The 26,474-nt window shown below is 58.8% G+C and carries 25 protein-coding genes and 1 pseudogene; 17 read left to right on the top strand and 9 right to left on the bottom strand.

All coding sequences use genetic code 11. The features are described 5' to 3' along the window. Positions 1-51 precede the first annotated feature (51 nt). The 8 genes from ACYVDM_RS13320 to ACYVDM_RS13285 all read left to right on the top strand — a co-directional run bounded on the left by ACYVDM_RS13320 (position 52) and on the right by ACYVDM_RS13285 (position 8,406). The gene (locus ACYVDM_RS13320; protein WP_415786977.1) at positions 52-954 is read left to right on the top strand and encodes a hypothetical protein; all 903 of its coding nucleotides are present in this window, start codon (positions 52-54) and stop codon (positions 952-954) included. 76 nt (positions 955-1,030) lie between these two features. After that, positions 1,031-2,215 carry a hypothetical protein gene (locus ACYVDM_RS13315; RefSeq protein ID WP_415785041.1) on the top strand — a complete coding sequence of 395 codons (1,185 nt, stop codon included), beginning with the start codon at positions 1,031-1,033 and terminating at the stop codon, positions 2,213-2,215. A 13-nt stretch (positions 2,216-2,228) separates the two neighbouring features. Continuing rightward, positions 2,229-3,515, top strand: coding sequence for a DUF3300 domain-containing protein (locus tag ACYVDM_RS13310; RefSeq protein WP_415785043.1), 1,287 nt, complete (start codon positions 2,229-2,231; stop codon positions 3,513-3,515). Beyond that, complete coding sequence (locus tag ACYVDM_RS13305) at positions 3,515-4,369, top strand: DUF2950 family protein (protein WP_415785045.1); 855 nt, start codon at positions 3,515-3,517, stop codon at positions 4,367-4,369. Before ACYVDM_RS13310 ends, ACYVDM_RS13305 begins: the two co-directional genes overlap by 1 nt. A 46-nt stretch (positions 4,370-4,415) precedes the next feature. Further along, positions 4,416-4,808, top strand: coding sequence for a hypothetical protein (locus tag ACYVDM_RS13300; RefSeq protein WP_415785047.1), 393 nt, complete (start codon positions 4,416-4,418; stop codon positions 4,806-4,808). 276 nt (positions 4,809-5,084) lie between these two features. Further along, a complete protein-coding gene (locus tag ACYVDM_RS13295) occupies positions 5,085-5,873 on the top strand; it encodes a hypothetical protein (RefSeq protein WP_415785049.1) in 789 nt (262 codons plus the stop codon). Positions 5,874-6,065: 192 nt separating this feature from the next. After that, positions 6,066-8,003 (top strand): alkyl/aryl-sulfatase, encoded by a 1,938-nt coding sequence (locus ACYVDM_RS13290; protein WP_415786979.1) that lies wholly within the window; start codon positions 6,066-6,068, stop codon positions 8,001-8,003. A gap of 145 nt (positions 8,004-8,148) precedes the next feature. Beyond that, positions 8,149-8,406: a DUF1488 family protein gene (locus ACYVDM_RS13285; RefSeq protein ID WP_415785051.1), complete on the top strand. Its 258-nt coding sequence runs from the start codon at positions 8,149-8,151 to the stop codon at positions 8,404-8,406. Positions 8,407-8,414: 8 nt separating this feature from the next. Here ACYVDM_RS13285 and ACYVDM_RS13280 read toward each other — a convergent pair whose 3' ends face one another. Then, positions 8,415-9,419: a zinc-dependent alcohol dehydrogenase family protein gene (locus tag ACYVDM_RS13280; RefSeq protein WP_415786981.1), complete on the bottom strand. Its 1,005-nt coding sequence runs from the start codon at positions 9,417-9,419 to the stop codon at positions 8,415-8,417. 548 nt (positions 9,420-9,967) lie between these two features. On the opposite strand from ACYVDM_RS13280, the gene ACYVDM_RS13275 reads away from it, so the two are divergent. Further along, a complete protein-coding gene (locus tag ACYVDM_RS13275; RefSeq protein WP_415785053.1) occupies positions 9,968-10,765 on the top strand; it encodes a lytic transglycosylase domain-containing protein in 798 nt (265 codons plus the stop codon). Between the two features lie 53 nt (positions 10,766-10,818). Further along, positions 10,819-11,715 (top strand): MurR/RpiR family transcriptional regulator, encoded by an 897-nt coding sequence (locus ACYVDM_RS13270; protein WP_415785055.1) that lies wholly within the window; start codon positions 10,819-10,821, stop codon positions 11,713-11,715. A gap of 20 nt (positions 11,716-11,735) precedes the next feature. Here ACYVDM_RS13270 and ACYVDM_RS13265 read toward each other — a convergent pair whose 3' ends face one another. Then, positions 11,736-13,244 (bottom strand): M81 family metallopeptidase, encoded by a 1,509-nt coding sequence (locus tag ACYVDM_RS13265; protein WP_415785057.1) that lies wholly within the window; start codon positions 13,242-13,244, stop codon positions 11,736-11,738. Between the two features lie 119 nt (positions 13,245-13,363). Here ACYVDM_RS13265 and ACYVDM_RS13260 point away from each other — a divergent pair, with 119 nt between their 5' ends. The 4 genes from ACYVDM_RS13260 to ACYVDM_RS13245 all read left to right on the top strand — a co-directional run bounded on the left by ACYVDM_RS13260 (position 13,364) and on the right by ACYVDM_RS13245 (position 17,021). After that, a complete protein-coding gene (locus ACYVDM_RS13260) occupies positions 13,364-14,350 on the top strand; it encodes a Bug family tripartite tricarboxylate transporter substrate binding protein (protein WP_415785059.1) in 987 nt (328 codons plus the stop codon). Further along, entirely contained in the window at positions 14,340-15,629 is a 1,290-nt protein-coding gene (locus tag ACYVDM_RS13255; RefSeq protein WP_415785061.1) for a hydantoinase/carbamoylase family amidase, read from the top strand. Before ACYVDM_RS13260 ends, ACYVDM_RS13255 begins: the two co-directional genes overlap by 11 nt. Before the next feature lie 141 nt (positions 15,630-15,770). Next, positions 15,771-16,085, top strand: coding sequence for an antibiotic biosynthesis monooxygenase family protein (locus ACYVDM_RS13250; protein WP_415785063.1), 315 nt, complete (start codon positions 15,771-15,773; stop codon positions 16,083-16,085). A gap of 21 nt (positions 16,086-16,106) precedes the next feature. Continuing rightward, positions 16,107-17,021 (top strand): LysR substrate-binding domain-containing protein, encoded by a 915-nt coding sequence (locus tag ACYVDM_RS13245; RefSeq protein ID WP_415785065.1) that lies wholly within the window; start codon positions 16,107-16,109, stop codon positions 17,019-17,021. 14 nt (positions 17,022-17,035) lie between these two features. Here ACYVDM_RS13245 and ACYVDM_RS13240 read toward each other — a convergent pair whose 3' ends face one another. The 3 genes from ACYVDM_RS13240 to ACYVDM_RS13230 form a co-directional block, all read right to left on the bottom strand. Next, on the bottom strand, positions 17,036-18,301 hold the full coding sequence (locus tag ACYVDM_RS13240) for a CaiB/BaiF CoA transferase family protein (protein ID WP_415785067.1): 1,266 nt from the start codon (positions 18,299-18,301) through the stop codon (positions 17,036-17,038). A 57-nt stretch (positions 18,302-18,358) separates the two neighbouring features. After that, entirely contained in the window at positions 18,359-19,330 is a 972-nt protein-coding gene (locus ACYVDM_RS13235) for a tripartite tricarboxylate transporter substrate binding protein (protein WP_415785069.1), read from the bottom strand. 190 nt (positions 19,331-19,520) lie between these two features. Next, positions 19,521-20,471 carry a 2-hydroxyacid dehydrogenase gene (locus tag ACYVDM_RS13230; RefSeq protein ID WP_415785071.1) on the bottom strand — a complete coding sequence of 317 codons (951 nt, stop codon included), beginning with the start codon at positions 20,469-20,471 and terminating at the stop codon, positions 19,521-19,523. Between the two features lie 137 nt (positions 20,472-20,608). Between ACYVDM_RS13230 and ACYVDM_RS13225 the strand changes: the two are divergent. Further along, positions 20,609-20,653 (top strand): annotated as a pseudogene (locus tag ACYVDM_RS13225) (helix-turn-helix domain-containing protein); the annotation flags it as partial. Then, complete coding sequence (locus ACYVDM_RS13220; protein WP_415786983.1) at positions 20,643-21,149, top strand: RNA-guided endonuclease TnpB family protein; 507 nt, start codon at positions 20,643-20,645, stop codon at positions 21,147-21,149. The pseudogene ACYVDM_RS13225 and the gene ACYVDM_RS13220, both read left to right, overlap by 11 nt. 40 nt (positions 21,150-21,189) lie before the next feature. On the opposite strand, the gene ACYVDM_RS13215 is transcribed toward ACYVDM_RS13220, so the two are convergent. From ACYVDM_RS13215 to ACYVDM_RS13200, 4 genes are all read right to left on the bottom strand, one after another. Further along, positions 21,190-22,158: a Bug family tripartite tricarboxylate transporter substrate binding protein gene (locus ACYVDM_RS13215; protein WP_415785073.1), complete on the bottom strand. Its 969-nt coding sequence runs from the start codon at positions 22,156-22,158 to the stop codon at positions 21,190-21,192. 146 nt (positions 22,159-22,304) lie between these two features. Further along, a complete protein-coding gene (locus tag ACYVDM_RS13210; RefSeq protein WP_415786985.1) occupies positions 22,305-22,886 on the bottom strand; it encodes an amino acid synthesis family protein in 582 nt (193 codons plus the stop codon). A 182-nt stretch (positions 22,887-23,068) separates the two neighbouring features. After that, a complete protein-coding gene (locus ACYVDM_RS13205; RefSeq protein WP_415785075.1) occupies positions 23,069-23,953 on the bottom strand; it encodes an NAD(P)-dependent oxidoreductase in 885 nt (294 codons plus the stop codon). 119 nt (positions 23,954-24,072) lie between these two features. Further along, positions 24,073-24,951 carry a LysR family transcriptional regulator gene (locus tag ACYVDM_RS13200; protein WP_415785077.1) on the bottom strand — a complete coding sequence of 293 codons (879 nt, stop codon included), beginning with the start codon at positions 24,949-24,951 and terminating at the stop codon, positions 24,073-24,075. Between the two features lie 264 nt (positions 24,952-25,215). Here ACYVDM_RS13200 and chrA point away from each other — a divergent pair, with 264 nt between their 5' ends. Beyond that, a complete protein-coding gene (chrA, locus tag ACYVDM_RS13195; RefSeq protein ID WP_415785079.1) occupies positions 25,216-26,418 on the top strand; it encodes a chromate efflux transporter in 1,203 nt (400 codons plus the stop codon). Positions 26,419-26,474: the final 56 nt, after the last annotated feature.

Here is a 26,474-nt window from a genome sequence, read left to right as displayed (position 1 = left end):
ATGACAGCGACACGTGCTTTGACATGGCTGATTGCCTGGGTGGCGTCGACGATGGGGACGTCGGCGTTTGGGCAATCGGGTGTTCGATTGACGCAGGACGACCTGCAAAAACGCGCCAATGGGGTGCTTGCACTAATGTCCTTTTCGATTGTCCCCGACATCACGACCAGTGCGTTGAGCATCGGCAGCGGCGGGGGGACCGCAGGTTCCAGCGATTTTTTTATGACACAGCTCGGCGGTGGAGACACGATTTCCGACAGTGTGCCCATTTATCTGGAGGGCGTGCTGGCCGCCAGCCGGTACGACCCGACCTTTATTGCGACCCAGGGTGCGGAGAATCGGAGAATCCCGGCAAAGTGGAATAGCCTGTCCGCCACGGGGGGCATAGGTTGGGATTTCAAACTGACCGATGAGTTGAAATTGCGACCCATTTTCAACTTTGCGCTTGGCAACGTGACCAGCGACCTGCGCGCTGCCAGTTGGTATGTCGGCCGCAAGACGGACCAGGATGTGGCGTTTCTCGATAGAGGTTCACTCAATGCCTATGGCCTTGGTGGGTCGCTGATGCTGGATTGGGAACACTATCGCCCGGGCTATGAGGTCGATGTGGAGCTGCGGTATTCCGATATCCGCCTGCAAAGTTTCGATAGTTCCGCAGCAGTCAAGGGCAAGGCGGCGGCACGGTCGGCCAACCTCTGGGCCCGCTATCGGGCGCCCACTGGTATCACGCTATTGCAGCGGCCGCTGCGCTACGTCCTGGAATTGACCCATACAGAGTTTCTGGGCGACCAGCGCGGCGTGCTGGGCTTTGATCGCTTGACCGCTATTGGCGCGGGGTTGGAGTTGGATTCCAGCGCCTATAACGTCGTGGTGACGCGTACGCGGCTAGTGGGCCGCTATGTTTTTGGAACCAATGTTTCGGGTTTTTCGGTGGGGTTGGCGGTGAGTTTTTAAACGAGTAGTCGCCCCTCGGCCGTGGCGATGAGGTAACCGATTGTGCGATGCCGGTGAACCTGGCTAAAGGTGAAACATGAAATCGGGGCAATCTTATGACATCGATTCTCGATCATTCTCGCTGGTGCGCAATGATCCGTTCTATCGACTACAGCGCCGGATTGGACTCATACCAGCCCATGGCGATGGATGTAAACGGCGGGCTTTACTCTACGCGCTGGTGGCATGGTTGCCCCTGATGATCGCTTCTTGGGTGGCCGGGACAGTGGTCGAATCCGCCGGGATCACCGAGCCTTTGCTGGGTCATATCGGTATTCATGTGCGCTGTCTGGTTGCGATTCCGTTGTTGGTATTGGCTGAAGGACTCGCCCAGAAGAATATCCCCTTGTTTGTGCGGGAGTTCCGCCGCACGGGGCTGATCGGTGATGCGCAATCGCCGCAGTTTGAGCAAGTGTTGGCGGACATTCAGCGACTGCGTAATAAGGCGATTCCATGGGTCATCATCGCAGGCTTGCTCATCACCTGGACAGCTGCTTTCTTTCTGGCGCCCAATTCCGACGAAATTCAATGGGCCGACGCCGAAAGCCCTAGCCTGGCTTTTGGAGCCTGGTGGTTCTTGCTGGTCACGCGCCCCATTTTTTCAGTTCTGCTATTAGCCTGGATATGGCGTCTGGTACTGCTGGGTATCCTGTTATTGCGGATCGCCCGTCTGCCGCTGCAATTGGTTGTCATGCATCCGGATCGGGCTGGTGGCCTGGGTTTTCTGGACCGCGTCCCGCTGATTTACAGCCCATTCATTCTTTCTGTATCCGCCGTCCTGGCCGGGGCCTGGGCGCACAGTGTTTTCTACCACAACGTGCCGGTGCCATCCCTGTACATCCAAATGGTCACCTTATTGATTGTTCTGACGGCAGTGGGCCTGGCTCCGCTACTGGCTTTTTCTCCGAAACTGATGCACGCCAAGCGTCAGGCGCTATTGGATTATGGTGTCTTGCTCGCCCGCCATGGCAAGGAGGTCGACGACAAATGGATTGCACAAAAAGGGGTACCCGATTCGCCCATGTTGGGTGCGCCGGAGCTCGGGCCAGTGGCTGATATGCAGGCCCTATACCAAGCCGTCGCGTCAATGCGGCCAGCGGTTATCAGCAAATCCATATTAATCAAAATCGTGTTGCCCGCTGCACTGCCGTTGCTCGTGCTGGTTGCCACACAATGGCCGCTCAAGAGCACATTGAGCAAACTGTTGTTCACACTGCTGTAAAGAGGAGAACGCCATGAGATGGCTTCCAAGATACGTCCTTGCATTGTTGGCACTGTTGTGTTTGAGTTCGCCCAGTTTCGGTCAATCGAAACTGGGTAATGAACAGTTGGATCAGATGTTGGCGCCTATCGCTCTGTACCCGGATGCACTGCTATCACAGGTGCTGATGGCCTCGACCTATCCTGATGACGTGGTGGCGGTGGCTGCATGGTCCAAGCAGCATACGGATCTGAGCGGTGACGCCGCTGTGAATGCCGTACAGAATCAACCTTGGGACCCCAGCGTCATGTCGTTGGCCGCTTTTCCTTCGGTGGTGGACATGATGGGCAGGCAGCCCGATTGGGTACGGTCGCTGGGAGACGCCTTTCTGGACCAACCCGAGGACGTCATGGATTCGGTGCAACGGCTACGGCTACAAGCTCAGAAGGCGGGCAGCCTGGCCAGCAACACACAGCAAAAGGTCACCACCTCCGCAGATAGTGGCTCGACAGTGATCAGTATCGCGCCTGCCTCCCCGAGCGTAGTGTATGTACCTACCTACAATCCCACCACGGTCTATGGCACGTGGCCATATCCCACTTATCCTCCCGCGTATTACCCGCCACCCCCGGGATCGGTATTCGCGTCGGCATTGGTCAGCGGCCTGGCATTTGGTACCGGGATCGCGATTGCGGATTCGCTATGGGGCGGTTTTGACTGGGATGATCGAGACGTAGACATAGACGTCAACCGCTACAACAATATCAACGTCAACAAGAGGCTGGACGTCAACCGCAACAACGTGAAATGGAATCATGATCCGTCCCACCGTGGCAACACGCCTTATCGTGGCGCTGATACCCGGCAGCGTTTCGAGACGCAGCGTGTCGACTCGCAACGACGTCAGGCGGGGGGAAGAGCTGGCACGGCATCCGGACAAGGAGGGGGCCAGCAAGCCCGCCGCGAGCATGCGCAAGCCGTCGCGCGTCAGCACAGCGCCGCCGGTCCGGCTGCGCGTGGTGGTGGAAGTTCAGTACGCCCGCCGAGCGCTCGAACGGGCGCTGGCACACACTCAGCGACAGCTAACCGCAGCGCAAGTCGCGGCAGTGCCCAGGCCGCGGCGGTTACGCGTTCAAAGGCCGACAATCGCGATAATGCGCTACGCGGCGTCAATGGCCCCTCTCATACGCGAAGCGTGAGTGCGAATCATGGGGGTCAGACCAGGCCTGCGGTGCATCGGGAAAATCGGCGGACGGCGGCCCCGCCTCGTCCACATGGTGGCGGGCGTGGCGCAGGACAACATACGCGTGGGAGACGGTAATGAAACAGGAAAAACAGAATTTGATACGTACCGTTGTCGTTGGGCTGTTGGCAACCAGCATGATCTGGACGGGGGGCAAAGCGCTGGCCCAAGCGTCCTATCCCAGTCCCGAAGCCGCGGCGGATGCCTTCGTGTCGTCTCTTGCCACCGGCGACGATATCAAGTTAAAGCATGTACTGGGCGCCGACTTCAAGCGGTATGTACCGCCCGGCGCCATCACACAGGAAGACATCTATACGTTCCTCGCGGCTTGGTCAAAACATCATGAGGTCGTCATGTCTGGCCCCGCAACAGCTGCATTTATCGTTGGGCAGCATGATTGGTCCTTTCCCGCACCTCTTATAAAAGGAGCCAAAGGTTGGCACTTTGACGTGCGCGAAGGCGGGCGGGAAATGCTGCGACGACGGATGAACCGTCACGAGGAAGCCGCAATACATACCCTGCAAGACTTGTGCGACGCGCAGGAGCGCTATCGATCATTGGTGGGGCAGGGTAAGCCGGCGCAACGGATTGTCAGCCACGAAGGCCAGTATGACGGTCTTTATTGGGAGTCCGACGTCCAAGCCCCCGTACAGAGTTTGCTGACGGACGACGCACTCGTAATGGGTGCCGATGTACCCGTAGATGCGGCTTTGCATGGCTATCGATACGCTATCCTGCCATCTGCCGGCGATGAAACGGGATGCGCCTTTGCCGCGTGGCCGGCCGCCTACGGCAGTTCGGGTGAGTACAGTTTCTTGATCGGGCCGGGGGCAAACGTGATGGAACGCGATCTTGGCAAACAGTCCAGCAGAGCGGATTTCAGTCGCATTGGACCCGGTACGAACGCCAAGTGGACACCGGTCGTCCCTTAGAATAGCTTTTTAAAATAACCAATCGTATCGATACTGGAGAACGACGATGGCGATCATTAACCGACAGGTCTTTACCTCTTCGCTGGCACTGGCGCTGCTTTGCGCCTCGGGGACGGCCGGCGCACAGGCATATAGCGCGTTTTCCCCTGATTCCATTTACGGTTCCTTAAAGGGCGCCGAGTCCACATCTTTTAATCAGGCCGTTGCCAGCGTGATCGAAAACCCGCAGGACAATGTGGTGCAACTGTGGACCAGCCCTGTGAAGCGCCGTACACCCATCACAGGGCAAGTCTATGCCGATGGCTCACGACAGCAAAATGGCCTGCCATGCCGCGAGCTTCACGCTAAATTGGAACGGGGCCCGAACCACGAGAACTGGAAATTCCTGTTTTGCAAGGTAGATGACACCTGGAAAATCGCCTCTCAAACGCAGCAATGATGGGCGCGTGGATAGGGTTATAAATATAGACCACCGTCGAGCATGATTTCGGCGCCGGCGTCGTTTTGATCATCACCGGCTGACCGAAGTCCTTTAACTTGAAACAACACGATAAAAAATATCCCCAAGATTTCGCTTTTCGGATAGAAAATAGCTGAGATTCGTAATAGTTTAGATGTCATGGATCACGCCAGATCCGAGACTGAACTAATAGCGGACAACGATCGACAGATTGGTGCACCGTGTATACGCACGCTCGAGACGAGGAGATGATCGATGAATCGTTGGAGAGATGCAACTCTCGTTTTGGGGACTGTCGCGCTTTGCACCGATCTGACTTTTGCTCAGAGTGCGGATAATGCCGCCGCCCAGGCTAATAACCCGTTGGCCAACATGACGGCGTTCAATATCCAGAACTATTACATTGGTCGCCAGACCGAAACGGGAAAGTCTGCGAATCAATTTTGGCTGCGGTACGCACAGCCGTTCTCTGTGTCGAATACCAAGTGGCTGATGCGGGCCTCATTGCCTGTCAACACGTTGCCGGTGAGTAATCATCATGAAACGGGCATAGGTGACCTGAATCTCTTTACGGCTTACCTTATCGATACGGGCAACCCTGCGATCAGCTTCGGGATCGGTCCGCAAATCACGGCGCCCACTGCTACCAAGAAATCTGTCGGCAGCGAAAAATGGTCGGCTGGGCTGGTGAATGTGCTTTTCGATGCCAGTTCTCCAAAGTTCCAATATGGGTATTTGCTGTCGTGGCAAGACAGTTTTGCGGGTTCGAGCCACCGGGAAGATTCAAATTTCGTTGCCCTGCAGCCTTTCGCGATGTACCAGCTAGGGGGTGGCACATATCTGCGGGCAGCGCCAATCTGGACGTATAACTTGGAAAATGACGGCTACAGCGTGCCTTTGGGCGTGGGTATTGGCCAGGTCTTCAAGCGACAAAAGACCGTTTTCAACTTGTTCATCGAACCGCAATTCTCCGTTGCCAGTCGGGGTCCTGGCCAGCCCGATTGGCAGATATACATGGGTCTGAACATGCAATTTGCCAACTGACGCGAGTCGGGTTGGGCAGGAAAAGGGTTTTTTTGCTTTACCGGGCTGCCGCATCGACGGTCGTTCATCGTTTCACCCTATGGAGAGTTAGCCATGATGAAATCCGATTATCGTGTGAAATCCCGTCAAAATCCGGAACACTACGTCGCGACGCCGCCACTGCGCGCGCGGCTAGCACCATTGGCGCTAGCCATGTTCACGCTAGTCGCGTCGAATCAGACATGGGCCGCGGAAACGTCCAAGCCTGCCGAGGCCGCGACCAAGGAGGCCAACGCCGCGCTCTTGAAAGCACTGCCTTTTTCGGACAAGACCTCATTCGAGCTGGCCCACAAAGGTTTTATCGCGCCGCTGCCACAAACCATGATCAAGGGGGCTCAGGGCAACCTGGTGTGGGATCCAACCAAGTACAACTTTATCAAGGAAGGTTCGCAGGCCCCTGATACCGTCAATCCGAGCTTGTGGCGCCAGTCGCAGTTGCTGAACATATCGGGTTTGTTCGAAGTCACCGACGGCATTTATCAGGTACGCAATCAGGATCTGTCAAACATGACGATCGTCGAAGGCAAGGAAGGCCTGACGATCATGGATCCCCTCATTTCCACGGAAACTGCCAAGGCGGCGCTGGATTTGTATTACCAGCACCGTCCCAAGAAGCCCGTCGTGGCCGTGATCTACACGCATAGTCACGTTGACCATTACGGCGGTGTACGCGGGGTCGTGGACGAGGCCGACGTGAAAGCCGGCAAGGTCAAGATCTACGCGCCTTTGGGCTTTCTGGAACACGCTGTGGCCGAGAATGTCATGGCTGGGACGGCTATGAGCCGGCGCGCAAGCTATATGTATGGCAACTTGTTGCCGCCTGGCCCCACGGGCCAGGTCGGTGCCGGCCTGGGCACCACCACGTCGGCGGGGACGGTCACTCTGATTGCCCCGACAGACATCATTCAGAAAACCGGCGAAACGCACGTCATCGACGGCCTGACATACGAGTTCCTCTACGCGCCCGGCAGCGAAGCGCCCGCCGAGATGCTGTATTACATCAAGGAAAAGAAAGCGCTCAATACGGCAGAAGACTCCACGCACACGCTGCACAACACCTATTCGCTGCGCGGCGCAAAGATCCGCGACCCTCTCGCATGGTCGAAGTACCTGAACGAAGCTCTCGCTCTGTGGGGCGATGACGTTCAGGTGATGTACGCCATGCACCATTGGCCCGTATGGGGAAACAAGGAAGTCGACGAACAGTTGAGCCTGCAGCGCGATATGTATCGCTACATCAACGACGAAACGCTGCGCTTGGCCAACATGGGCTACAACAAAGAGGAAATCGCGGAGCAGATCAAACTGCCCGAGACGATCGCCACCAAGTTTTCGAACCGTGGGTACTACGGCTCGGTAAATCACAATGTGCGTGCGACTTACGTACTCTACTTGGGGTGGTTCAATGGCAATCCGGCCACGTTGCACACGTTGCCCATTGAAGAGGGCGCTAAGCGCTACGTGGAAATGATGGGTGGTACAGACGCCTTGTTGAAAAAGGCGCGCGAATACTACGCCAAGGGCGATTACCGCTGGGTGGCAGAGGTTGTCAATTACGCCGTGTTTGCCGACCCCAAAAACCAGGCCGCTCGCGATTTGCAGGCCGATGCGCTGGAGCAGATGGGGTATCAGGCCGAAAGCGGACCGTGGCGCAACTTCTATCTGACTGGCGCGAAGGAATTGCGTGAAGGCGTGAAGAAACTGCCAGTACCGGATACTGCCAGTCCAGATACGGTTCGAGCCATGACGCTGGACATGCTGTTTGATTACTTTGCGGTGCGCCTGAACCGCGAGAAGGCAGCGGGCAAGCATGTGGTCCTGAATGTGGATTTCACCGACACCAACCAGAAGTACATGCTGGAGATGAACAACAGCGTGTTGAATCACACAGAAGGCAAGCAGGCTAAGGAAGCGGACGCCAGTCTTTCGCTGACCCGCGAAACACTGAACAACATTATGCTAAAGCAGACCACATTGAAGGACGCGATGGCCAAAGGCGACGTCAAGCTGACCGGCGACCAGTCGAAGCTGAACGATGTGTTCGGGTCGCTTGACGACTTTGAGTTCTGGTTCAACATTGTGACGCCATGACGTGATGAGGGCAGGGCGGGGCTCTCGACCGGGAGCCCCGCCCCTTTTTTCGATTGATCAGTTGTGCGTGGCACACGATTTGCTGCTCGGTAGCCTTTTGCCAGACCTCTGTCGAACGAGATAGGCTTGTTTAGGACTATTGGCCATGAAATTTACAAAATCGACCGACGCTAGCGTCCAAGACGACGCGATCGTTTTCAATATGGAAATTTCTGGTGTGGTGCGATCTTTCGAGATTTCAGGAGACGTACTGCGTCAGCACTTCGGGGCGGCCGATGACACCGCGCCAGAGCTATTGCGAGCGTTTGAACGCGGTGCGGGTGCCGTGCAAGACGCTGCGCGTCGTCTCCGATCGGTGCCCACCGAAGGGACTATTCAGTTGGGCGAGGGTGACTTTGAGTGATCCAAGCTCTAGATATCGAGCACGATTTTGCCGAAATGCTGCCCGCTGGCTTCGTACTGGAACGCCGCGACGATCTCGTCCAACTGAAAGTGGCGGTCGATGATCGGCCGTAGCTTGGTGGTATTAATGGCGCGGACAAAATCCTGTTGGTGGCGACGGCTACCGACAATGAATGCGTGCAGTCTGACCTGTCGGGCGAGCGCCTGCCCGAGCGGCAGTTGGCTCGTGACGCCGCTTAGTACCCCTATAACGGCAATATGACCGCCCACCCGGCTAGCGATAATGGACTGGGCCAACGTCGCTGGGCCGCCCACCTCGATGACATGATCGACGCCACGGCCCTGGGTCAGGCCGCGAACGGTCTTTCCCCAGTCGGGGTCATTGCGGTAATTGATCACGGCGTCGGCGCCCAATGCCTTTAATTTATCCAGCTTTTCATCGCTGGAAGAGGTGGCAATGACTTGCGCGCCGGCAAGCTTGGCTAACTGCAACGCAAAGATAGAGACGCCGCCCGTGCCTTGCACCAGCACGGTGTCGCCCGATTTCAACTGACCGTTCTCGAATAAGGCACGCCAAGCCGTCAGGCCAGCCGTCGTCAAGGTAGCCGCCTCCGCATGGCTATAGTCCTGCGGGGCGTGCGTGAACGCGGTGGCAGGCAGGGTGACCTGTTCGCGCGCGAAACCATCGATGCCGTCGCCTGGCGTGCGCCCAAATCCGGCACGTTGCGGCTCGCCGTCCAACCAGTCGGGAAAGAAAGTGCTGACCACATGATCACCGACCGCGAATTCATCGACGCCTTCGCCCACGGCAATGACTTCGCCGGCACCGTCCGACATGGGGATACGCTGCTCACTGGGGGCCATCGCGCCGCTGACCACGCCCATGTCGTGATAATTGAGCGAACTGGCCCGGATACGCACGGTGATTTCGCCCTTGGTGGGCGCTTTGGGTTCGCTGGTGCCCACCACAACGTTGCCAAAGCCGCCACCCGCTGGCACGTAAATCGTCTTGATCGGCATGTTGTCTCCAAAAGTGGGTCGGCCCAGTGGACTACCGTTGGTAGCTTAGCGGGCATAGAAGTAAAAATGATACTCGCTCACGACGCATGACGGGAGTAACGCAAACTGATCTGGCTGAACAGGTGGGCATTGGCCTATCGACGCTTGTTGCAATCGAAAAGGGCGCTCCTGGCTCTGCAATCGGCGCTGTGGCCAGAGTACTGTGGGGGCTGAACGTGCTTTCAGACCTTGACGCTGTATCCGGTCTGGAAGAAAGCGATCCGCTCCTAATCGAGCGCATCGCGGAAGTACCAAAGCGCGTGCGCAGAAGGCACCGATCATGAAAAAACAAATGAAGCCTGTCTGGGTATGGCTACCGGGATCTAAGGAACCGGTCGTTGCCGGGGATTTTGAAGTGTGAATGGACGTAGCGCGATAAAAAGTTTGAACTCGCTCTTCGATCAAATTCCTGTCACATTGCTGTCTTACTCTCTCTGTCCACAACCCGCTGGGGCATAATGCTTCGCGCGAGGCTTGCCTTACAATGTGGACGGAGGGTGCGGTTGAAAAGGAATTCGTGGCGTGATGCGGTCAGGCGGGTCGCCTTTTGCGCGACCCTGCTGGCCATGGCGCCCATGATGGCGGCTCAGGCCGCAGGGACCAAGGCCCCGGGAAAGAAACAGCCCGCGGGCGCTTCGAGCATGCTCATCATCGAAAACGGACAAGTCGTCGCCGAGATCAACATCCACGACGGTGAACTCGTGTTGTCCCATCCCGTGCCCAAGACCGTCCAGGCATCGAAGATGTCCAAGATGTCTAAGACATCGAAAGCATCGAAAGTATCCGAGACATCCATGGTATCCAGGATGACCCGGACGTCCAGTATGCAAGCAGTGCAATCCCACGAGATATATGACCCCGCGCAGGTCTACGACATCATGGTCCAACAGGCCGCTCTACGTTACAGCATGGATCCCGACTTGCTCCATGCCGTCATCAAGGTCGAGTCGAACTACAAGCCTCTGGCCGTGTCCTCCAAAGGGGCCATCGGCCTGATGCAGATCATGCCTACGACAGGCGTGGAGCTTGGTTTCGCCAACCCAAGACGTGACCTATTGATCCCTATGAATAATATCGACGCGGGTACCCGGTATCTGGCGCGGATGATGCGACGCTTCGAGGGCGATCTGTCATTGGCGCTGGCCGCCTATAACGCGGGCCCGAGCGCCGTTTCCCGAAACGCGGCATTGTCCGATTATCCCGAGACACGCAAATACGTCCGGTCCGTGCTGGACTTGTATAGTCGATCCGCTTTTAAAGCTCTGCAATTGGAAGCACTTCGGGCGGGATTGAGTCGATAGCCATCGCCGTTGTATGCAACAATCGTTGCAAGATCGTTTCACCTGTTTTTCCAATGCCATCGAATTCCACTTCTTCCGCTTTCCATACGCTGGCTGATTTCCAGGCGCATTGCCGCGCGCATTTCTCCGAGTTGAGCGCTCAGTATCAGCAGAGCGTGCGTTACCTGATGGATCATCCGCAAGAGGTGCCCATTTCGTCGATGCGAACGATCGCAGGGCGTGCAAAGGTGCAGCCGGCTACGCTGGTCAGGCTGGCCCAGCATCTGGGCTTTGACGGCTGGCAGTCATTGCGCGCGTTGTTCGTGGATGACTTTCGTGGCGCTCACCAGCCCTATGCATCGCGTGCCGAGACGGTCGTGCGTAAGCGAGGCTCGTCCCGTCTGCTGGACGATATGGTCCAGGCCCAGCACCAGAACCTGGAAACCCTGCGCGTTGAGGCGCTGGAGGGTCTGGCAAATGCGGCCGAGATGCTCGGCGACGCGCAGAATGTGCATGTGGCGGGCTTTCGGGCGTGCTTTCCGGTGGCATTTTCCTTCCATTATCTATATCGGCTGTTTCGCAAGTCAGTCCATCTGGTGCGAGGCGATGCCGGCGCGCTGGAGATGGAGCTGCGCGCCTTCGATCGACAGGACGCCGTGCTAGCCATCAGTTTCGCGCCTTACTCGCAAGAGGTGTTGAGAGTCGTCGAGGCTGCCCGCGCCGCGGGATGCCGTGTGGTGGCGCTGACCGACAGTTCGGTTTCCCCGCTTGCGTTGCAGGCTGACTGCACGGTGCTTTTCTCAGTGGACAGCCCATCGTTTTTTCCGTCTATCACGGCCGGCGTTGCCGCCGTCGAGGCGCTGGTCGAACAACTGCTGGCGCGCGAGGGCAAGGGGGCGGTCAAGGCCCTCGAGGCGGCCGAGGGGCAGTTGCATAGCATGGGCGCGTACGTGCCTGCCCGACGCCGGTAAAAGCGCCAGCAGGCTTGCGCTTAAACTACGTCCGCATCATCGAAGGGATAGACGCCCCGCCGGTCGAGTTGACGGTAGTCCAGCAGCGTCAGATCGGCAGGGCCATGATCGGGCGTGTCCACAATGAGGATCTCTTGCGCAACGGGCTCGTAGAAATCACGGAAATGTGTCTTCGAGCGGAGCACGATCACGTCGAAGTCCTCGGGACGTTGGCCGAACAGATAGAACGGGTCGCCGTCCACGGCGAAGGCGAAGCGGCTGACCACGCTGATCGAAACACCGTCGATACGTAGCAGGGCCGTCATGCCCAGATCCACCGGCATGCCGCGTTGATAATTGCCCGTGACCCGGTATGAGATGGGACCAGCTCGTTCGACTGTGGCCGTGACCGTCAGGGGTGGGCCCGCCTGCGGCGAACTGTGCGCGCCCAGGCGCACGGTGATCGTGGCGCCCACCCCGGCCTCGTAGGCCGCCTGGGCAGCGGCGGGATCCAACAGAAAGGGCACGGCGACCTTTTGCATGCGGCGCTCCAGCACCGCCGCTAGGACATAGGTAGAGTCGTTCATGCGATCGGCGTGCTCCAGCAGCACGTATGGCCGCGATGCGCCCGGCAGGCCCGCGGCCACGCGATCGATGGCCTGCGAGACGGTGAACACGTCAAAAGGCCGGTACAGTGCATGGCGTTGCGCGCGAATGTCGTCTGCCAGTGTCTGTGCGATGTCTTGTGCCTCGGAGAGCGGCCCGTCCAGGACGCACAGCACAGAAAAACCTGTGTTGTAGGCATCGGCATACGAGAAGCCCGCCATGACGGAGATGTCCAAGTAGCGTTCGCTGGCGGCTTCTTTTGCGCGAGCCTCGGCAATCAAACTGGCCAGCGGCTCCAGATTGGTGGCGCTGAAGATGCTGGGCACCAGCACGCCCGGCTTGACCACCGCCAGACTGTGGTGGATCTCGCCCGCGATCGTGCGCGTCAGGCAGAGCGCGGCGCGGCGCCCCGTATCGCCCATGTCGATGTGCGGTGACTTGTGGTACGCGAAGGCGGCCGTGGCATCGGCAAACGTGTCGGCATCGACATTGCCGTGATAGTCCAGCGCCACGACGATGGGCAGATTCGGCCCCACGCTTTGGCGGGCGCGCTCGATGATGTGGCGCTCGACGTCGGGATAGGACGCCGCCACGCAGGCCCCGTGCAGGTACAGCAGTACGCCGTCCAGTTCGCCGGCCTGCGCTGCCAGCGCCGAGCAGATTTCCCCGGTATAAAACTCGACCGCTTCGTCTGTCGCCGGACCCAGCGCGCCCAGCAGGGTGTGGACGATGGGCACGATTTCGACCGCGCGCGATTCGCAGACGTCGATGACACCGCCGGCCACCGTGTTGGTGCCGCGTAGCTGTTCGATGATGGCGTTCCCGCGCAAAGCCACTTGCTCGAAGTCCTGCAGCGTAGAGGCCACGGGCAGAAAGCTCACGGATTCGGTATTGAAGGCGGCGAATGCCACGCGGGGCGGCTGGAATTGTCGATCGGGTTTCATGTCGGCTCTTCAGTTGGAAACAAATGTTGTGTAGTATCTTAAAGCGAATCGGTTGATTCTTTTTGTTTACGGTCGATGAGTCGGCCAAATCGTCACAATAACTATCCAAGGGAAAACTTATGGCTCAGCCTCTCCTGCAGCGCGTGTTGCGCCGAGTCGCCCTCTGCGGCGTCGCCTTCATCCTCGCTCCCGTATCGGCGCAGGCCGCCTTTCCGGAGCGGCCCATCACCATTGTCGTGCCGTCCGCCGCTGGCGGAACACCCGATACGCTCATCCGTTTCCTGGCGCAAAAGGCACAGGAGCGCTATCAACAAAGCTTCGTCGTCGACAATCGGCCCGGCGGATCAGGTATTCCCGGTATCAGTGCCGTCTATCGCGCCAAGCCGGACGGCTATACCGTCGGCTATGCCAATAACGTCACCTTGGCTATCAACCGCAGCGCTTTCAAGGAGTTGCCCTACGATCCACAGGCTTTGGTGCCGGTCGCGTACGTCTTGAAGGTGGCTAACGTGCTGGCGGTGAATCCGTCTCTGCCGGTCAAAACGCTGGACGAGTTCCTGGCCTATGCCAAAAACAATCCTGGCAAAGTGACGTTTGCCTCGCCGGGCGCGGGCACGTCGGGCCATCTTACCGGCGAGCTTCTGGCCAGCTCGTCGGGCGTGGAACTGTTGCACGTACCGTATCGCGGCAGCCCGCAGGCCACCACCGACGTTATCGCAGGGACCGTCGATGCGCTGTTCGACAACACCACCAGCATTAGCCCGCATATTCGCTCGGGCAAGCTGCGGGCTCTGGCGGTGACTAGCCTGGAGCGGTCCCCCAATTTTCCGGATCTGCCTACGGTTGCCGAGAACAAGTTGCCGGGCTTCGAGGGAGTGGCCTGGGGCGGTATCGTTGCGCCGCCGGGAACGCCGCCCGAGGTCGTCCAGGTCCTGACCAAGATGTTCAACGATCTGCTCGAAGACCCCGCCATTCGGGACCAACTGCTGAAGATGGGCATGGACGAAGTGATGGGCGGCCCGCCGCAGGCCATGGCCGATTATGCGGAGAAGGAAACCGCGAAGTGGGGCAAGGTCATCAAGGATGCGGGTATCGATGTCAAGTGATCGCCGGGTCGCCATTGAACCGTCTACACGCTCGGCGGCGCGCGAACAGGTCGTTCGTTGGTTCAGCGTGATGGCCAGCAATACGGCCGATCCCGTTGCCGGTATCACGCGCCCTTCATATGGTGAAGGCGAGCAGTTCGCTCACACCTTCCTACGAGAGGAGGCAACGGCACTGGGATTGCGCGTAACCGAGGATGCCGCGCTGAACAGCTACATGACGCTGCCGGGCCGCGATAGCGAGGCGCCGGCGATCATGATCGGCTCGCATCTGGATTCGGTGGCGCAGGGGGGCAATTTCGATGGTGCCGCGGGCGTGGTGGCAGGCCTGGCCGCGCTGTCCATGTTGCGGCGGCACGGGATATCGCCGCGCGGCGACATCACGGTTATGGGGGTGCGTGCCGAAGAAAGCGCGTGGTTCCAGACCTCGTACATCGGCAGCCGCGCCGCCCTGGGTCGCTTGTCGCCCGAGGCGTTGCAATGCCGGCGCGTCGATACGCAGGCGACGCTGGCCGAGCATATACGACAGTGCGGCGGTGATCCCGACGTTTTGCTGGCCGGGCAGCCATTCCTGGATCCCGGCCGAATTCGGGCTTTCATGGAGGTACATATCGAGCAGGCCCCCAGTTTAGTCGAGGCCGGTGTGCCCCTGGGTATCGGCACGAGCATTCCTGGAAATTTCCGTTATCCGGAGATCACGGTGACGGGCGAGACCGCCCACGTGGGCCTGCCACGCCGCTTTCGCCGGGATGCGCTGGTGGCGGCTGCGCGCTTCGTGGCACAACTGGATGCCCTGTGGCAACGCTGGGAGGACGCAGGCAAGGATATGGCCTTTACCGTCGGTCGCCTGCATACCGACGCAGCCAATGACGCAATGACCAAGGTCGCGGGCGAGGTTTGCTTCAGCCTGGATGTGCGAGCGTACGACGCGGCGGACGTGGCGCGCCTGCACGAGGACGTGCTGGGCATCGTTGCCACGCTGCAGGACGAGTGCGGCGTACGGTTCGAACTGGGACGCCAAACGCAGGCGCCAGTGGCGACGGCCGCGTCAGACATTCAGGCCGCGCTGACCGATCTGGCGCGCTCGCGCGGGATCGCCTCCATGCCCCTGGCTAGCCCTGCCTCCCATGACGCGGCGGTTTTTCACGAGGCGGGGGTGCCAATGGGGCTGCTTTTCGTGCGCAACCACCATGGCAGCCACAATCCGCACGAGGCGATGGATATCGACGATTTTATGCTGGCGGTCGATGTCTTGACCGATTGGTTGCTGGCCCAGGGCTAAAGCCGGAATTCGCGCGACAGGTGACCCAGTTTTCACGATGGTGACATGAGTGACTAGGGGAGGGTGCAGGCGTCTCGACGCAGGGGGCCACTGGCCCACTACAATGGGACATCATTTGCAGAGAGCAGAGAGGATTCAGCCATGTACATCGCTATGAACCGATTCAAGGTCGCCCTGGGATCCGAGAGTGAATTCGAAGAACTTTGGAAGAACCGCGATACGCATTTGAAGGAAGTCCCCGGCTTTGTTGAGTTCCATCTGCTCAGAGGTCCCCAGAAAGACGATCATGTCCTGTTTTCGAGCCACACAGTCTGGTCGAGTCAGGCGGCATTCGAGGACTGGACAAAGTCCGAGGCATTTCGGGCCGCGCACCGCAATGCGGGCGGCGGCACGCGTTCACTCTATCTTGGCCATCCAGAGTTTGAGGGGTTTGAAGTTATTCAAACCGTGTCGTAGTCGAGCTTAAACGACCTGGCTATGGAACTGCGCCAACTGCGCTATTTCGTCAAGACCGTGGAATTAGGCAGCCTGTCGCGTGCTGCGGAAGCCGTCCACGTTGCGCAGTCGGCGTTGAGCTCGCAGATCGCGCGTCTGGAGGAAGAGCTTGGCTGTCAGTTGCTTAGCCGTAGCTCGCGTGGTGCGGAGCCGACAGAGCACGGGATGCAACTGTATCGACGGGCTCGGGCGGTGTTGCAGCAGATCGAAGGCATGCGCGATATTGGCGGTGGCATTGGCGTTGAGATTCGTGGCAAGGTGACGTTGGGTTTGCCGGTCAGCGTTGCGCAGACCCTGGCCACGGAGCTGTTTGAAGCGTTGACGAAGCGCTGTCCCCATGTTTTGTTGCGGGTGATCGAATATCCCAGTTCCTATCTGGCCGAGCAGTTGCTTAATCATCGCATTGATGTGGCGCTGTTATTTGCCGAAGATGTGCCGCGTGGCGTGGATGCCCAGGCCATGATCAAAGAAGATTTTTACGCTATTGGCGTTCCGGCACCTGCTGAAGGCGATTTCCCTTTGACGGCGCTGGATGGCGTGCCCTTGATTCTGGCTGCACAGCCCAATAATGTGCGGGCTGTTCTGGATAGGGCGTGCTACGCGGCGGGCCTGACGCTGAATGTGGTCGTGGAATGTTCGAATCCGTTGACCATGCTGCGTTTGGCGCGGTCTGGGGTCGGCGCGACGGTGTTGCCATTGTCCGCGTTGCCGGATCAGGCTTCGCAGTCTACGCTGCCCACCCGCCTGATTACGCCACGACTGCAACGCGTGTTGGCATTATGTACCGCGATAGAGGCCCCTCAAGAGCCCGCGCTGCTGGCACTGCGCGGCGTATTGAGCGATCTGCTGCACGACATGCTGAAAAATGGCCGATGGCCGGGTGGCCACAAGCCTTGATCAGACGATAGGTACTAAGTGGTGTGTTCGACCGTGCCAGGTGCCTGCGGATGATCTTCTAGACCGTCCCAACTGGCACCGGCGTTCTTTAACGCAGTGATTTCATCGCCGCTAAAGCCCAATTCACGCAGCACGGTCTGGGTGTCTTGCCCCAAACGTGGTGCAGCCGAGCGGGCAGGGTGGTTGCTTCCGTCAAACAGTATAGGCAGGCCGATGGCCCTGGCATTACCGCCATTGGCGTCGGCGACGTCAATCACCATATCGAGCGAGCGGGTTTGAGGATGGAGCAATGCTTCGTCCACGGTTTGTACCGGACCACAGGGAACGCCGGCCGCGAGGAAGTCACGCTCCCATTCGGCCCGGGTGCGCTTGACCAAGACGGCGTTCAAGCATGCCGCCAGTTTTTCTCGGTTGTCCAGTCGGTCTTTCGGACTGCGAAAACTCGGATCGATCTCCCATTCGGGTTTGCCAACAATCTGCACGATGCGTTTCCAGATCGAGTCATTACCACCGCCCAGTGCCAGTTCGCCATCGGCGCACTGATAGGTTTGGTAGGGTGCGATGATGGGATGCGCCGTACCGAGCCGTTCGGGCAACTGGCCAGACGAAAAAAATAACGCCGCATACCAATAGAGTTGTTGGACCGATGCCTGCAGTAACGAGGTCTGTACCCACTGGCCTTTACCGCTTCGCAGTCGATGGATATAGGCGGCCAAAACACCCAATGTGGCCAATACCCCCGCATTGATATCCGCGATGGGAACGCCTGGTTTGACGCCACCGCGTCCAGGTTCTCCGGTTACGCTGATCAGACCGCTGAACGCCTGCAGAACCAGATCAAAGCCGCCGCGTGATTGCAGATCGCCCTTGGCGCCATAGCCGCTGACCGATACGCAGATGAGTGCCGGGTTCTCGCGCATCAGTACGTCGGGTCCCAGCCCCAATCGTTGCAAGGTACCGGGCCGGAAATTTTCGGTCAGCACATCCGTCTTCCTGACCATGCGTAATAGCGCTTGGCGCCCCGCATCCGTGCGGATATCCAATGCCACGGACTTCTTGCCGCGATTGATCATCTGGAATGACGCGGGCATCTCCCCAGGGGCCCCTGAGTTGTTGAACGCGCGTGCGTCGTCGCCGGCAGGGAATTTCTCGATCTTGATGACGTCCGCCCCCAGGTCTGCCAGCATCAGCCCGCAAATCGGGCCCGCCATGATCTGCGAAAGCTCCAGGACGCGTACACCGCGCAACGGCAATCGACCATCAAGCATTTCGGCGTTCATTAATCCCCCGTAAATCGCGACATACGTTCTTCAGCGCAATGCTTCAGCTCCATGGCGTCAGTTCACCTGCATGTTGACGCTCGTGACCAGTTTGCGCGCCGTCTCATAGTCGGCGTCTATAAATTGGGCGAAAGCATCGGCGCTCATGTCGCCGACCTGACCGCCCAGCGCGGCAACCTTGCTCTTGATCGCCGGGTCTTGCAGTACCGCCATGGTAGCGTCGCTGAGCTCGCGGACTTTTTCCGGAGGTGTTCCGCTAGGCGCGAACAGGCCCAGCCAAGTCATATGCTCGTAATTTGGCATGCCGAATTCTGATGCGGCGGGGATGGAATCCTGCCCGGGCCACCTCTTTAGCGATGTGACGGCCAATGGGCGCACTCGCTTGGCCTGGATCAACGGCGTGGCGGCTACTAACGATGAAATGACGACGGGGATCTGGCCGCCAGCAACGTCGTTCAATGACGGGCCGGACCCCCGGTACGGCGCATGGACCAGTTTTATTCCCGCCGCTTGTGCCAGTAGTTCGCCTGCCATGTGCGAGGGCGTGCCTACGCCTGCGCTGCCATACGTGATCGTACCCGGGTGTTTGCGGGCATCAGCCAAAAGATCCTCGAACGAGTTGTAGGGAGAATTGATCGGCACCACGACCACAGACGGTCCGCGCATCAGTTCGGCGATCGGAGCCAGATCCTTTAGCTCGTAGCCTGCGTCGGCGAAGAGGGTGGGATTGATCGTGTGGTTGTTAGCAGTGAGCAATAACGATGTACCGTCAGGTTCGGCGCGAGCCACTGTCTGAGTGGCCAAATTTCCGCCGGCGCCTGGCTTGTTTTCCACCACAACGGTGGTTTTCAGCCGTGGCCCCAGCTTTTCGCCAACGATGCGGGCCATGGCGTCGGCGCTGCCCCCTGGCGCGACGATGACAAACAGCCGAATCGTGTTTCCCTGTCCGTGGGCAAAGTTGACGGTGCCCAACAGCCCCAGCAATGCTAGCGTAGCGGCAAACCGCCTGCGGGTTTTGCTCATTTTCATTCTGTCTCCGTCCTTTATTACGGCATCGCTCTGATGGCGGTGCTTTCGCCACTCTAAAGTGTTGGCGGGGCGGGGGGAACCATGAATTTCAGACAGGGGTATATCTGAATGCGATGGGAGTATGTCACACCGATTCAAAACGCGTTAGTTTGCGGGACCGGCGGTTTTGATAGCTGTTATACACCCTCTGTCAGACGGGCGTGACCAACGGCTTACCCGCATAAAAGCACGCCGCATTTTCCAGAAATTTCCGCACGGAGGCGTCAATCGCCTGCGGTGAAATCCCCGCGATGTGGGGGGTCAACACTGCATTGTCCAAGTCGAGAAGGGGAGCAGGGGGAGTGGGCTCGTTCTCGTACACGTCTAGCGCGGCGGCCATCAGGCGCCCCTCTCGCAGGGCACGCGAAACGGCGTCGAGGTCGACGAGCGTGCCTCGGGCGATATTCACGAGCACACCCTGTGGGCCAATGCAATCGATGATCTTCTCGTTAATGATGTGATAGGTTTCTTTGCCGCCGGGGGCTGCAACGATGAGGAAGTCGCACCAGCGCGCGAGGCTTTCAAGATCCTCAAAATACTCGTAATCGACATCGTCGCGGCGCTGCCGGTTGTGATAGCCGATGGTCATGTGAAAGCCGAGGGCCCGATGCGCCACCTTTCTGCCGATGGCGCCCAACCCGAGGATGCCCAGTCGGCGGTACGACACGTGAGGGGGGCGTGGGATGTCGTCGCGCCACAGGCCATGCCTGACGCCCGTATTAAGAAACGGCAGGCGCCGTATCGCGGCCAGGAGAAGCATCATCGTATGGTCGGCCACACAATCATCATTGGTGCCCGCCGCGTTGGCGACCGCAATACCGCGGGCGCGCGCGGCCTCGATCGCCACGTTCTCGTATCCCACGCCTACCGTGCAGATTAATTCCAGCACGGGAAGACGATCTATTTCACTGGCGAGCAGGCCGTTTGTGCCATTCGTGAGCACGACCTTGATTTCGTGGCCGCGCGCGTTGATCTGTGCTTCACCGTTGGTTCGGTCCTTGCCCAGATGGGCATTGGGTGCATAGATCATGTCGAATTGCTCGCCAACGAGTGCACGATGCTCTTCGGACAAAAAGACCAGAACGAGTAATACGGGTTTCATCCATTGCTCCGAGAAACCTCGGCATCCATGCCGGGGAGGAAAGGGGCGCCGCCGTAAGGCTGCAGGATTGGTCTGATTTGAGCTGTTGTCTGGATGACTATCCAGTGATTTGGTTTGGTGTGGATAGACTTTCGGGCATGCAAACCAAACGTGCCTACCGATTCCGGTTCTATCCCACGCCCGAGCAAGCGATCACGCTGGCTCGCACGTCTGCATGCCAAGATCGCAGACATCCGCAGGGATTTCCTGCACCAGCTCTCCACCCGGTTGATCCACGAGAACCAAGTGATCGCCGTAGAAAGCTTGTCTGTGTCCAACATGCGGGAAAACCGCTGTCTTTCCAAATCCATCGGCGATGCCGGGTGGGCGGAGTTCGTGAGACAGCTTGAGTACAAAGCGCGTTGGGCAGGACGTAAGTTGGTGCGCGTGGATCGCTGGTACCCCTCCAGCAAGCGTTGCCACGCTTGCGGATATGTGTCACCGAAGCTGCCGTTGAGCGTGCGACGTTGGACTTGTTCGGCTTGCTGCACAGACCACGACCGCGACATCAACGCGGCGCATAACCTATTAGCCGCCGGGCTGGCGGTGTTAGCCCATGGAGAAACGGTAAGACCTGAGTGCATGAGTGTTGATGCGCAATGGCTCGGTTCTGTGAAGTGGGAATCCCTTTCCCTTTAGGGAAGGGAGCAGTCAAACGATGATTTTCTCCTGCCGTCGATCAGTTGACTTTTGCGCCAGACAATTTTACGAGTTCTCCCCATTTCTTGATTTCGGCATCAACGAGTGTTGCGAACTCCTCAGGTGTGTTGCCGGCCGCGGCGGAGCCTTGTGCGTTGAACGTCTTTTGTACTTCGTCCGTGGTAAGCACGGCATTGATGGCCTTGTTCATCCGGTCGACAATAGGTTTGGGCGTACCGGCGGGGGCCCACACGCCATTCCAGAGAACGATTTCGTAGCCGGGGAGGGTCTCGGCGACCGCGGGGACGTCGGGCAATCTGGGTGACCGTTCGGGTGTCGTGACGGCGAGCGGGCGTAGCTTTCCGCTATCTATAAACGGGAGGACTTCCACCATAGGAGAAAAGACCGCCTGGATCTGGCCCGCCAGCAGATCGGCATTCGCAGGCGCGCCGCCTTTGTACGGCACATGCGTCATTTCGGTTCCTGCCATTTGGTTAAGCAGCGAGCCGGATAAATGCTGCGATGTTCCCGTGCCAGCTGAGCCGTAGTTCACCGCGTTTTTGTTTTTCTTGGCATAGGCGATGAATTCCTGGAGCGTTTTTGCCGGAACGTCGTTGTTGACCATCAACACGTTCGGAATCAGCGAGACCCGTGACACAGGCGTCAAGTCTTTCTGTACGTCCAGCGGCATATTCGGTGCGTACAAGGTCACGTTCGTGGTCAATGTCGAGGTCGACAACAGGAATGTGTAGCCGTCCGGTTTCGCATTCGAGACATAGTCGGCGCCGATGTTGCCGCCCGCGCCGGCGCGGTTCTCAACAATGACGGGTTGGCCCAGCTCTTTTGACAGACCTTGGGCGATCAAGCGTGCCGTGGCATCCGTACTACCGCCGGGTGATAGGGGGACCACGAGTGTGACAGGGCGCTCCGGCCAGGTCGCCGCACCCGATGAGGCAGAGATTCCCAGGCTGAGGACGGCCGCTGCCGTCATAGTGAAAAATTTAATCATATTTGTCTCCGAGTCGATCCGGCATAGTTCGTAAAGGGCTATACCTGCGACGTTTTATTTTCAAAAAATCATTGGCGATATCGCTTGAGGTGATCGCCTGATGTCTATGCGCGTCGGCGGTATGACCGACGCCCAGTGGCCAGGATTTAGCGTTGACCGTCGCCGACCGTGAGTTGGTCAGCCCGCAGTCCGCCAAGCCGTTCATGAACGCGCGTCCCTGTGGAGACGACCAACGCATATAACAGCTCGTCAGGGCGGGGGCTGTCGATGGCCCCCACGTCCATGGTGGTGAAGTGGCTGCGCACATAGCAGGCTTCGATGTGATGCAACGGAATCTGCAGGCGCGTGCCTGCGGTGGCAACGACCTTGGCGGCAGGCACAATCGATTTCGCCTGAGGCAACTCGGCGCGCATGGACCAGCCGCCCGCTTCGTGCCAGATTGCGCCGTGTTCGAGCTCGCCGTTCAGGCCCACGATGGCGCCCTTGCCATAGGCCTGGACCTTGTCAGCGCCACCCACGGCCGCGAGGAGCTCGGGCACGATTTCCTTGGCCAAGACTTTCGAGTCTTCCACGAGCTGGGAAAGGTCCTCGACATATCTGCCCGCGTAGGGATTCTTGAGAACGATCGCGATAGATGCCATCACGATCGGCGTCTCGCGAACGGGGCCGTTTTCGTGATAGATGGACTCGATGTTCAATAGTTTTTTGCGAATCTGGACTGCCATGATGTAGTGCTCCTGATGGTTGAATTCAACGGTGAGTCATGATGCGGGTGCGCAGTGTCGCTACTGCGGTAATCCGGACAGATGTTTCGAGATAAACCCCCAAGCCATCATCGGGCGCGTGCACAGAAGAGCGAATAAACGACGTTTCATCTGGGTCTTGATCTCTGGGTATTTAAGAATTCGTGTCAAGGCTTTTTACCGAACTCGACCCCCGCCCATTGCTCAATGTGCCGAATGGGGAACACGTTGTCCCGATCTCCATCGCCCTGTGAAATCGCAAACGCGAGGAACTGCCGGGCCGCCGGATTGACAGACATGGGGACACCGAGTTTCTCGGCCTCGTCAATGCACATCTTGACGTCTTTATGCAGCAACGCCGTCGTAAAACGCACCGGAAAACTGCGGTCAAGGACGCATTGCGGGATGCGCTCCAGCGTCGCAAAAGATCGGCCGCTGGATACGTTGATCACATCCAGAAGCGTTTGTGGATCGAGTCCTGCCTTGACGCCGTAAACGAGCGCTTCGCAACTGGCGATCATGCTCGTGGCATAGAGCGTGTTGTTGATGATTTTGGTGGTCTGTCCCAGACTGGGGTCCGCACCCAGGTAGAACACGTTTTTGCCCAGCACTTTCAGGATAGGCTCGACTTCGTCGAACGTGGTTTTCGGGCCGGCGGCCATCACGGCCAGTGTCCCTTTTTCAGCCGCCACGGTGCCGCCGCTGACCGGTGCGCCGATCAGCGGGATACCCTGGGCGGAGAGCACGGCGTCGATGTCTTGGGTGACAGACGGTCCCGTCGTCGACAGGTCGAGCACAATCTTGACTCCTTTGACCTGGGCGATTTCGCGACATACGTCAGCGACGATGGCTGGCATGGGCAGGCATATCAGCACGATGGACACCTCGCTGGCTAAAGCCGTTACGCTGTCCGCGCCGGTGGCCCCGCGATCCACACTACGCTGTTGCGCGGCCGCTGATTTGTCGTGCACCACCAACTCGTGCCCGGCGGCCAGCAAGCGATTCGCGAAATGCTGGCCGATGTTACCTACGCCGATTAGTCCCAACTTCATTGCCGTCTCCTGGATTTCATTTGTTGCGAGGCAGAGCCATTCGCGCAACATGAAATCCTAAGGATTCGGGCGGATTTGGGCGAGTGCTTAAATCTAAGCAGGGTATGCCGTCAGGTTCATCACTCCTTGGTCAGCACATCAATAAATTTGTCCGCGTGGCTCTTTCCCGTATCGAACGCCGATCGCACGATGCTTGGGAAGAGGGGGATGGGATCGGTGAGAGGCACGACCTGCACATCGGGCCATCCCATGCTTTCAGCGGTAAATTGATCAATGATCGCCACGCCGGCGCCCGCGCGCACCAGGGCGCATGCAGTGTCGGTCTGATGGATGTACACAGAAGCCCGGTGGTCCACGCCGGCCTGTTTGATCGCCGTGGCGACGAGCTGTCCAAACGGAATACCCGGGTGATGGGCGATGAGAGGATACTGGGCGATGTCAGCGATATCGACGCTCTTTTTCCGAGCGAGCGCATGTCCCCTCGGGACCACGCAGACCATGCATCCCTCCATGAAGGGCATGACTTTCAGATTGGGATGGTCAATCGGCAGGACGGAAATGGCCAGGTCGACTTTGTTACTGATGACGTCCTGAGCCATGCTGTTGAGCATCGTCAGGTGGTAGTTCACCTGAATGTTGGGATAGCGCTTGATAAAACGTGTGATGGCGCTGGCGATGACGCCTCGGCTCAATGCCGGGCTGCAGGCGAGATTGAGCATCCCCGACGGCCCGCTTGCCAGTCCGCGCGCAAAATCGTCGATTCGAAGCAAGTGCTGATAGCACTGGTCGACTTCCTGGAACAGGGCTTCAGCGTCTGGCGTGGGAACGAGCTTGCCCTTGACCCGATTGAACAGCTTGAGTCCGAGCGTCAGTTCGGTATGGGCAACGATCCGGCTGAGCGCCGGCTGGGATGTGAAAAGCAAGCTCGATGCGCCTTTGATCGAACCGGTCAACATGACTGCTCTGAAAACTTCTATCTGGCGTAGGCTGAAGCGCATGTGAAAGTGGGATTGCCCAAGACGGTGTGCTATAGATCTGGCGGGCGGAGCCGGCCAGGGAGTCACTTTACTTATAAACGACCGGGAGGCGAAACGGCCCGCGAATGTCCCTGGCTGAGCCTGAGGACTGTCCGCGCTAATTTGTAATTTTACTCAGTCAGAATGTTTGTCTTTTAAGCTTGGGGGCCTTTATCTTTACCCGAGACTCGCCCAAGACGTACCCCAGCCATCACGCATCTACCAAATATCAATAAATTATCAAATATGTTAAGAACCGACGGACAACATCGTGACAGCGCCTGGCGTGTCTTTCTGGTGTTCCTGCGACTGGGGCTGACTTCGTTTGGTGGCCCGATCGCCCATTTGGGCTACTTCCGATCGGAATTCGTGGAGCGCCGCCAGTGGCTGGATGATCGGAGTTATTCCGACCTGGTTGCCCTGTGCCAGTTTTTGCCCGGGCCGGCCAGCAGTCAGGTCGGCATGGCGTTGGGCTTGGGTCGCGCGGGCTGGCCGGGACTGCTGGCGGCCTGGACGGGTTTTACCTTGCCGTCGGCGATCGCCCTGATCCTGTTTGCCTTTGGCATCGCCCAGTACCAGGATCTGGCCGAATATGGCTGGGTGAACGGACTGAAGGTCGTGGCCGTGGCCATCGTGGCACAGGCTGTCTGGGGAATGGCCAAGTCGTTGTGCCCGGATCGTCCCCGTGCCTGTCTCGCGATTTTGGCTGCGGTATTGACCCTGATCCTACCGTCAACGGCAGGGCAAGTGGCCGCCATCGCGGTGGCCGGACTACTGGGTTGGTGGATGCTGAAAAAGGGCACTCAACCCGCTGGCGGGCACGCCCATCGTTACCCCGTCTCACGCAAGCTCGGGGTCGTCGCGCTGTTGTTGTTCGTCGTCCTGCTTATCGGGCTGCCGCTCTGGGCGTCGGCCACGGGTTCATCGTCGGTTGCCTTGCTAGAAGGGGTTTATCGTTCTGGCGCGCTAGTCTTTGGCGGCGGCCATGTCGTGTTGCCGCTATTGCAGGAAGCGGTCGTGCCGCCTGGCACCGTGAGCAACGCCGATTTTCTGGCCGGCTACGGCGCCGCGCAAGCCGTACCGGGGCCGCTGTTCACGTTCGCCGCCTATCTGGGCGCGATCGCCAACAACCCGCTCCATGGCTGGGCGGGTGGTTTGGTTCTGCTGGGCACGATTTTCCTGCCCGCGGTGCTGATACTGGTCGCTGCATTGCCGTTCTGGGAGTGGCTGCGTCACCGAGAGGGGATTCAGACCGCCATGGCAGGCATCAATGCCGGCGTGGTCGGCATTCTGTTGTCGGCGCTGTACGACCCGGTATGGACGAGCGCCATCCACGACAAGGCCAATTTCGGGCTGGCGTTAGTCTTGTTCGGACTGTTGACGGTGGGACGCACGCCACCCGTGCTGGTGGTGCTGCTGGCCGCGCTGGCAGGTTGGGCCATGGCCTAGTACGCGGCCGACAACTGGCTAATCCCGCAATGCGTCGGTATCAGGGTAAATACGAT

Source organism: Bordetella tumulicola, assembly GCF_054779135.1.
The sequence above is the reverse complement of the archived record's forward strand: the minus strand, read 5'-3'. Positions and strand labels throughout refer to the sequence as shown.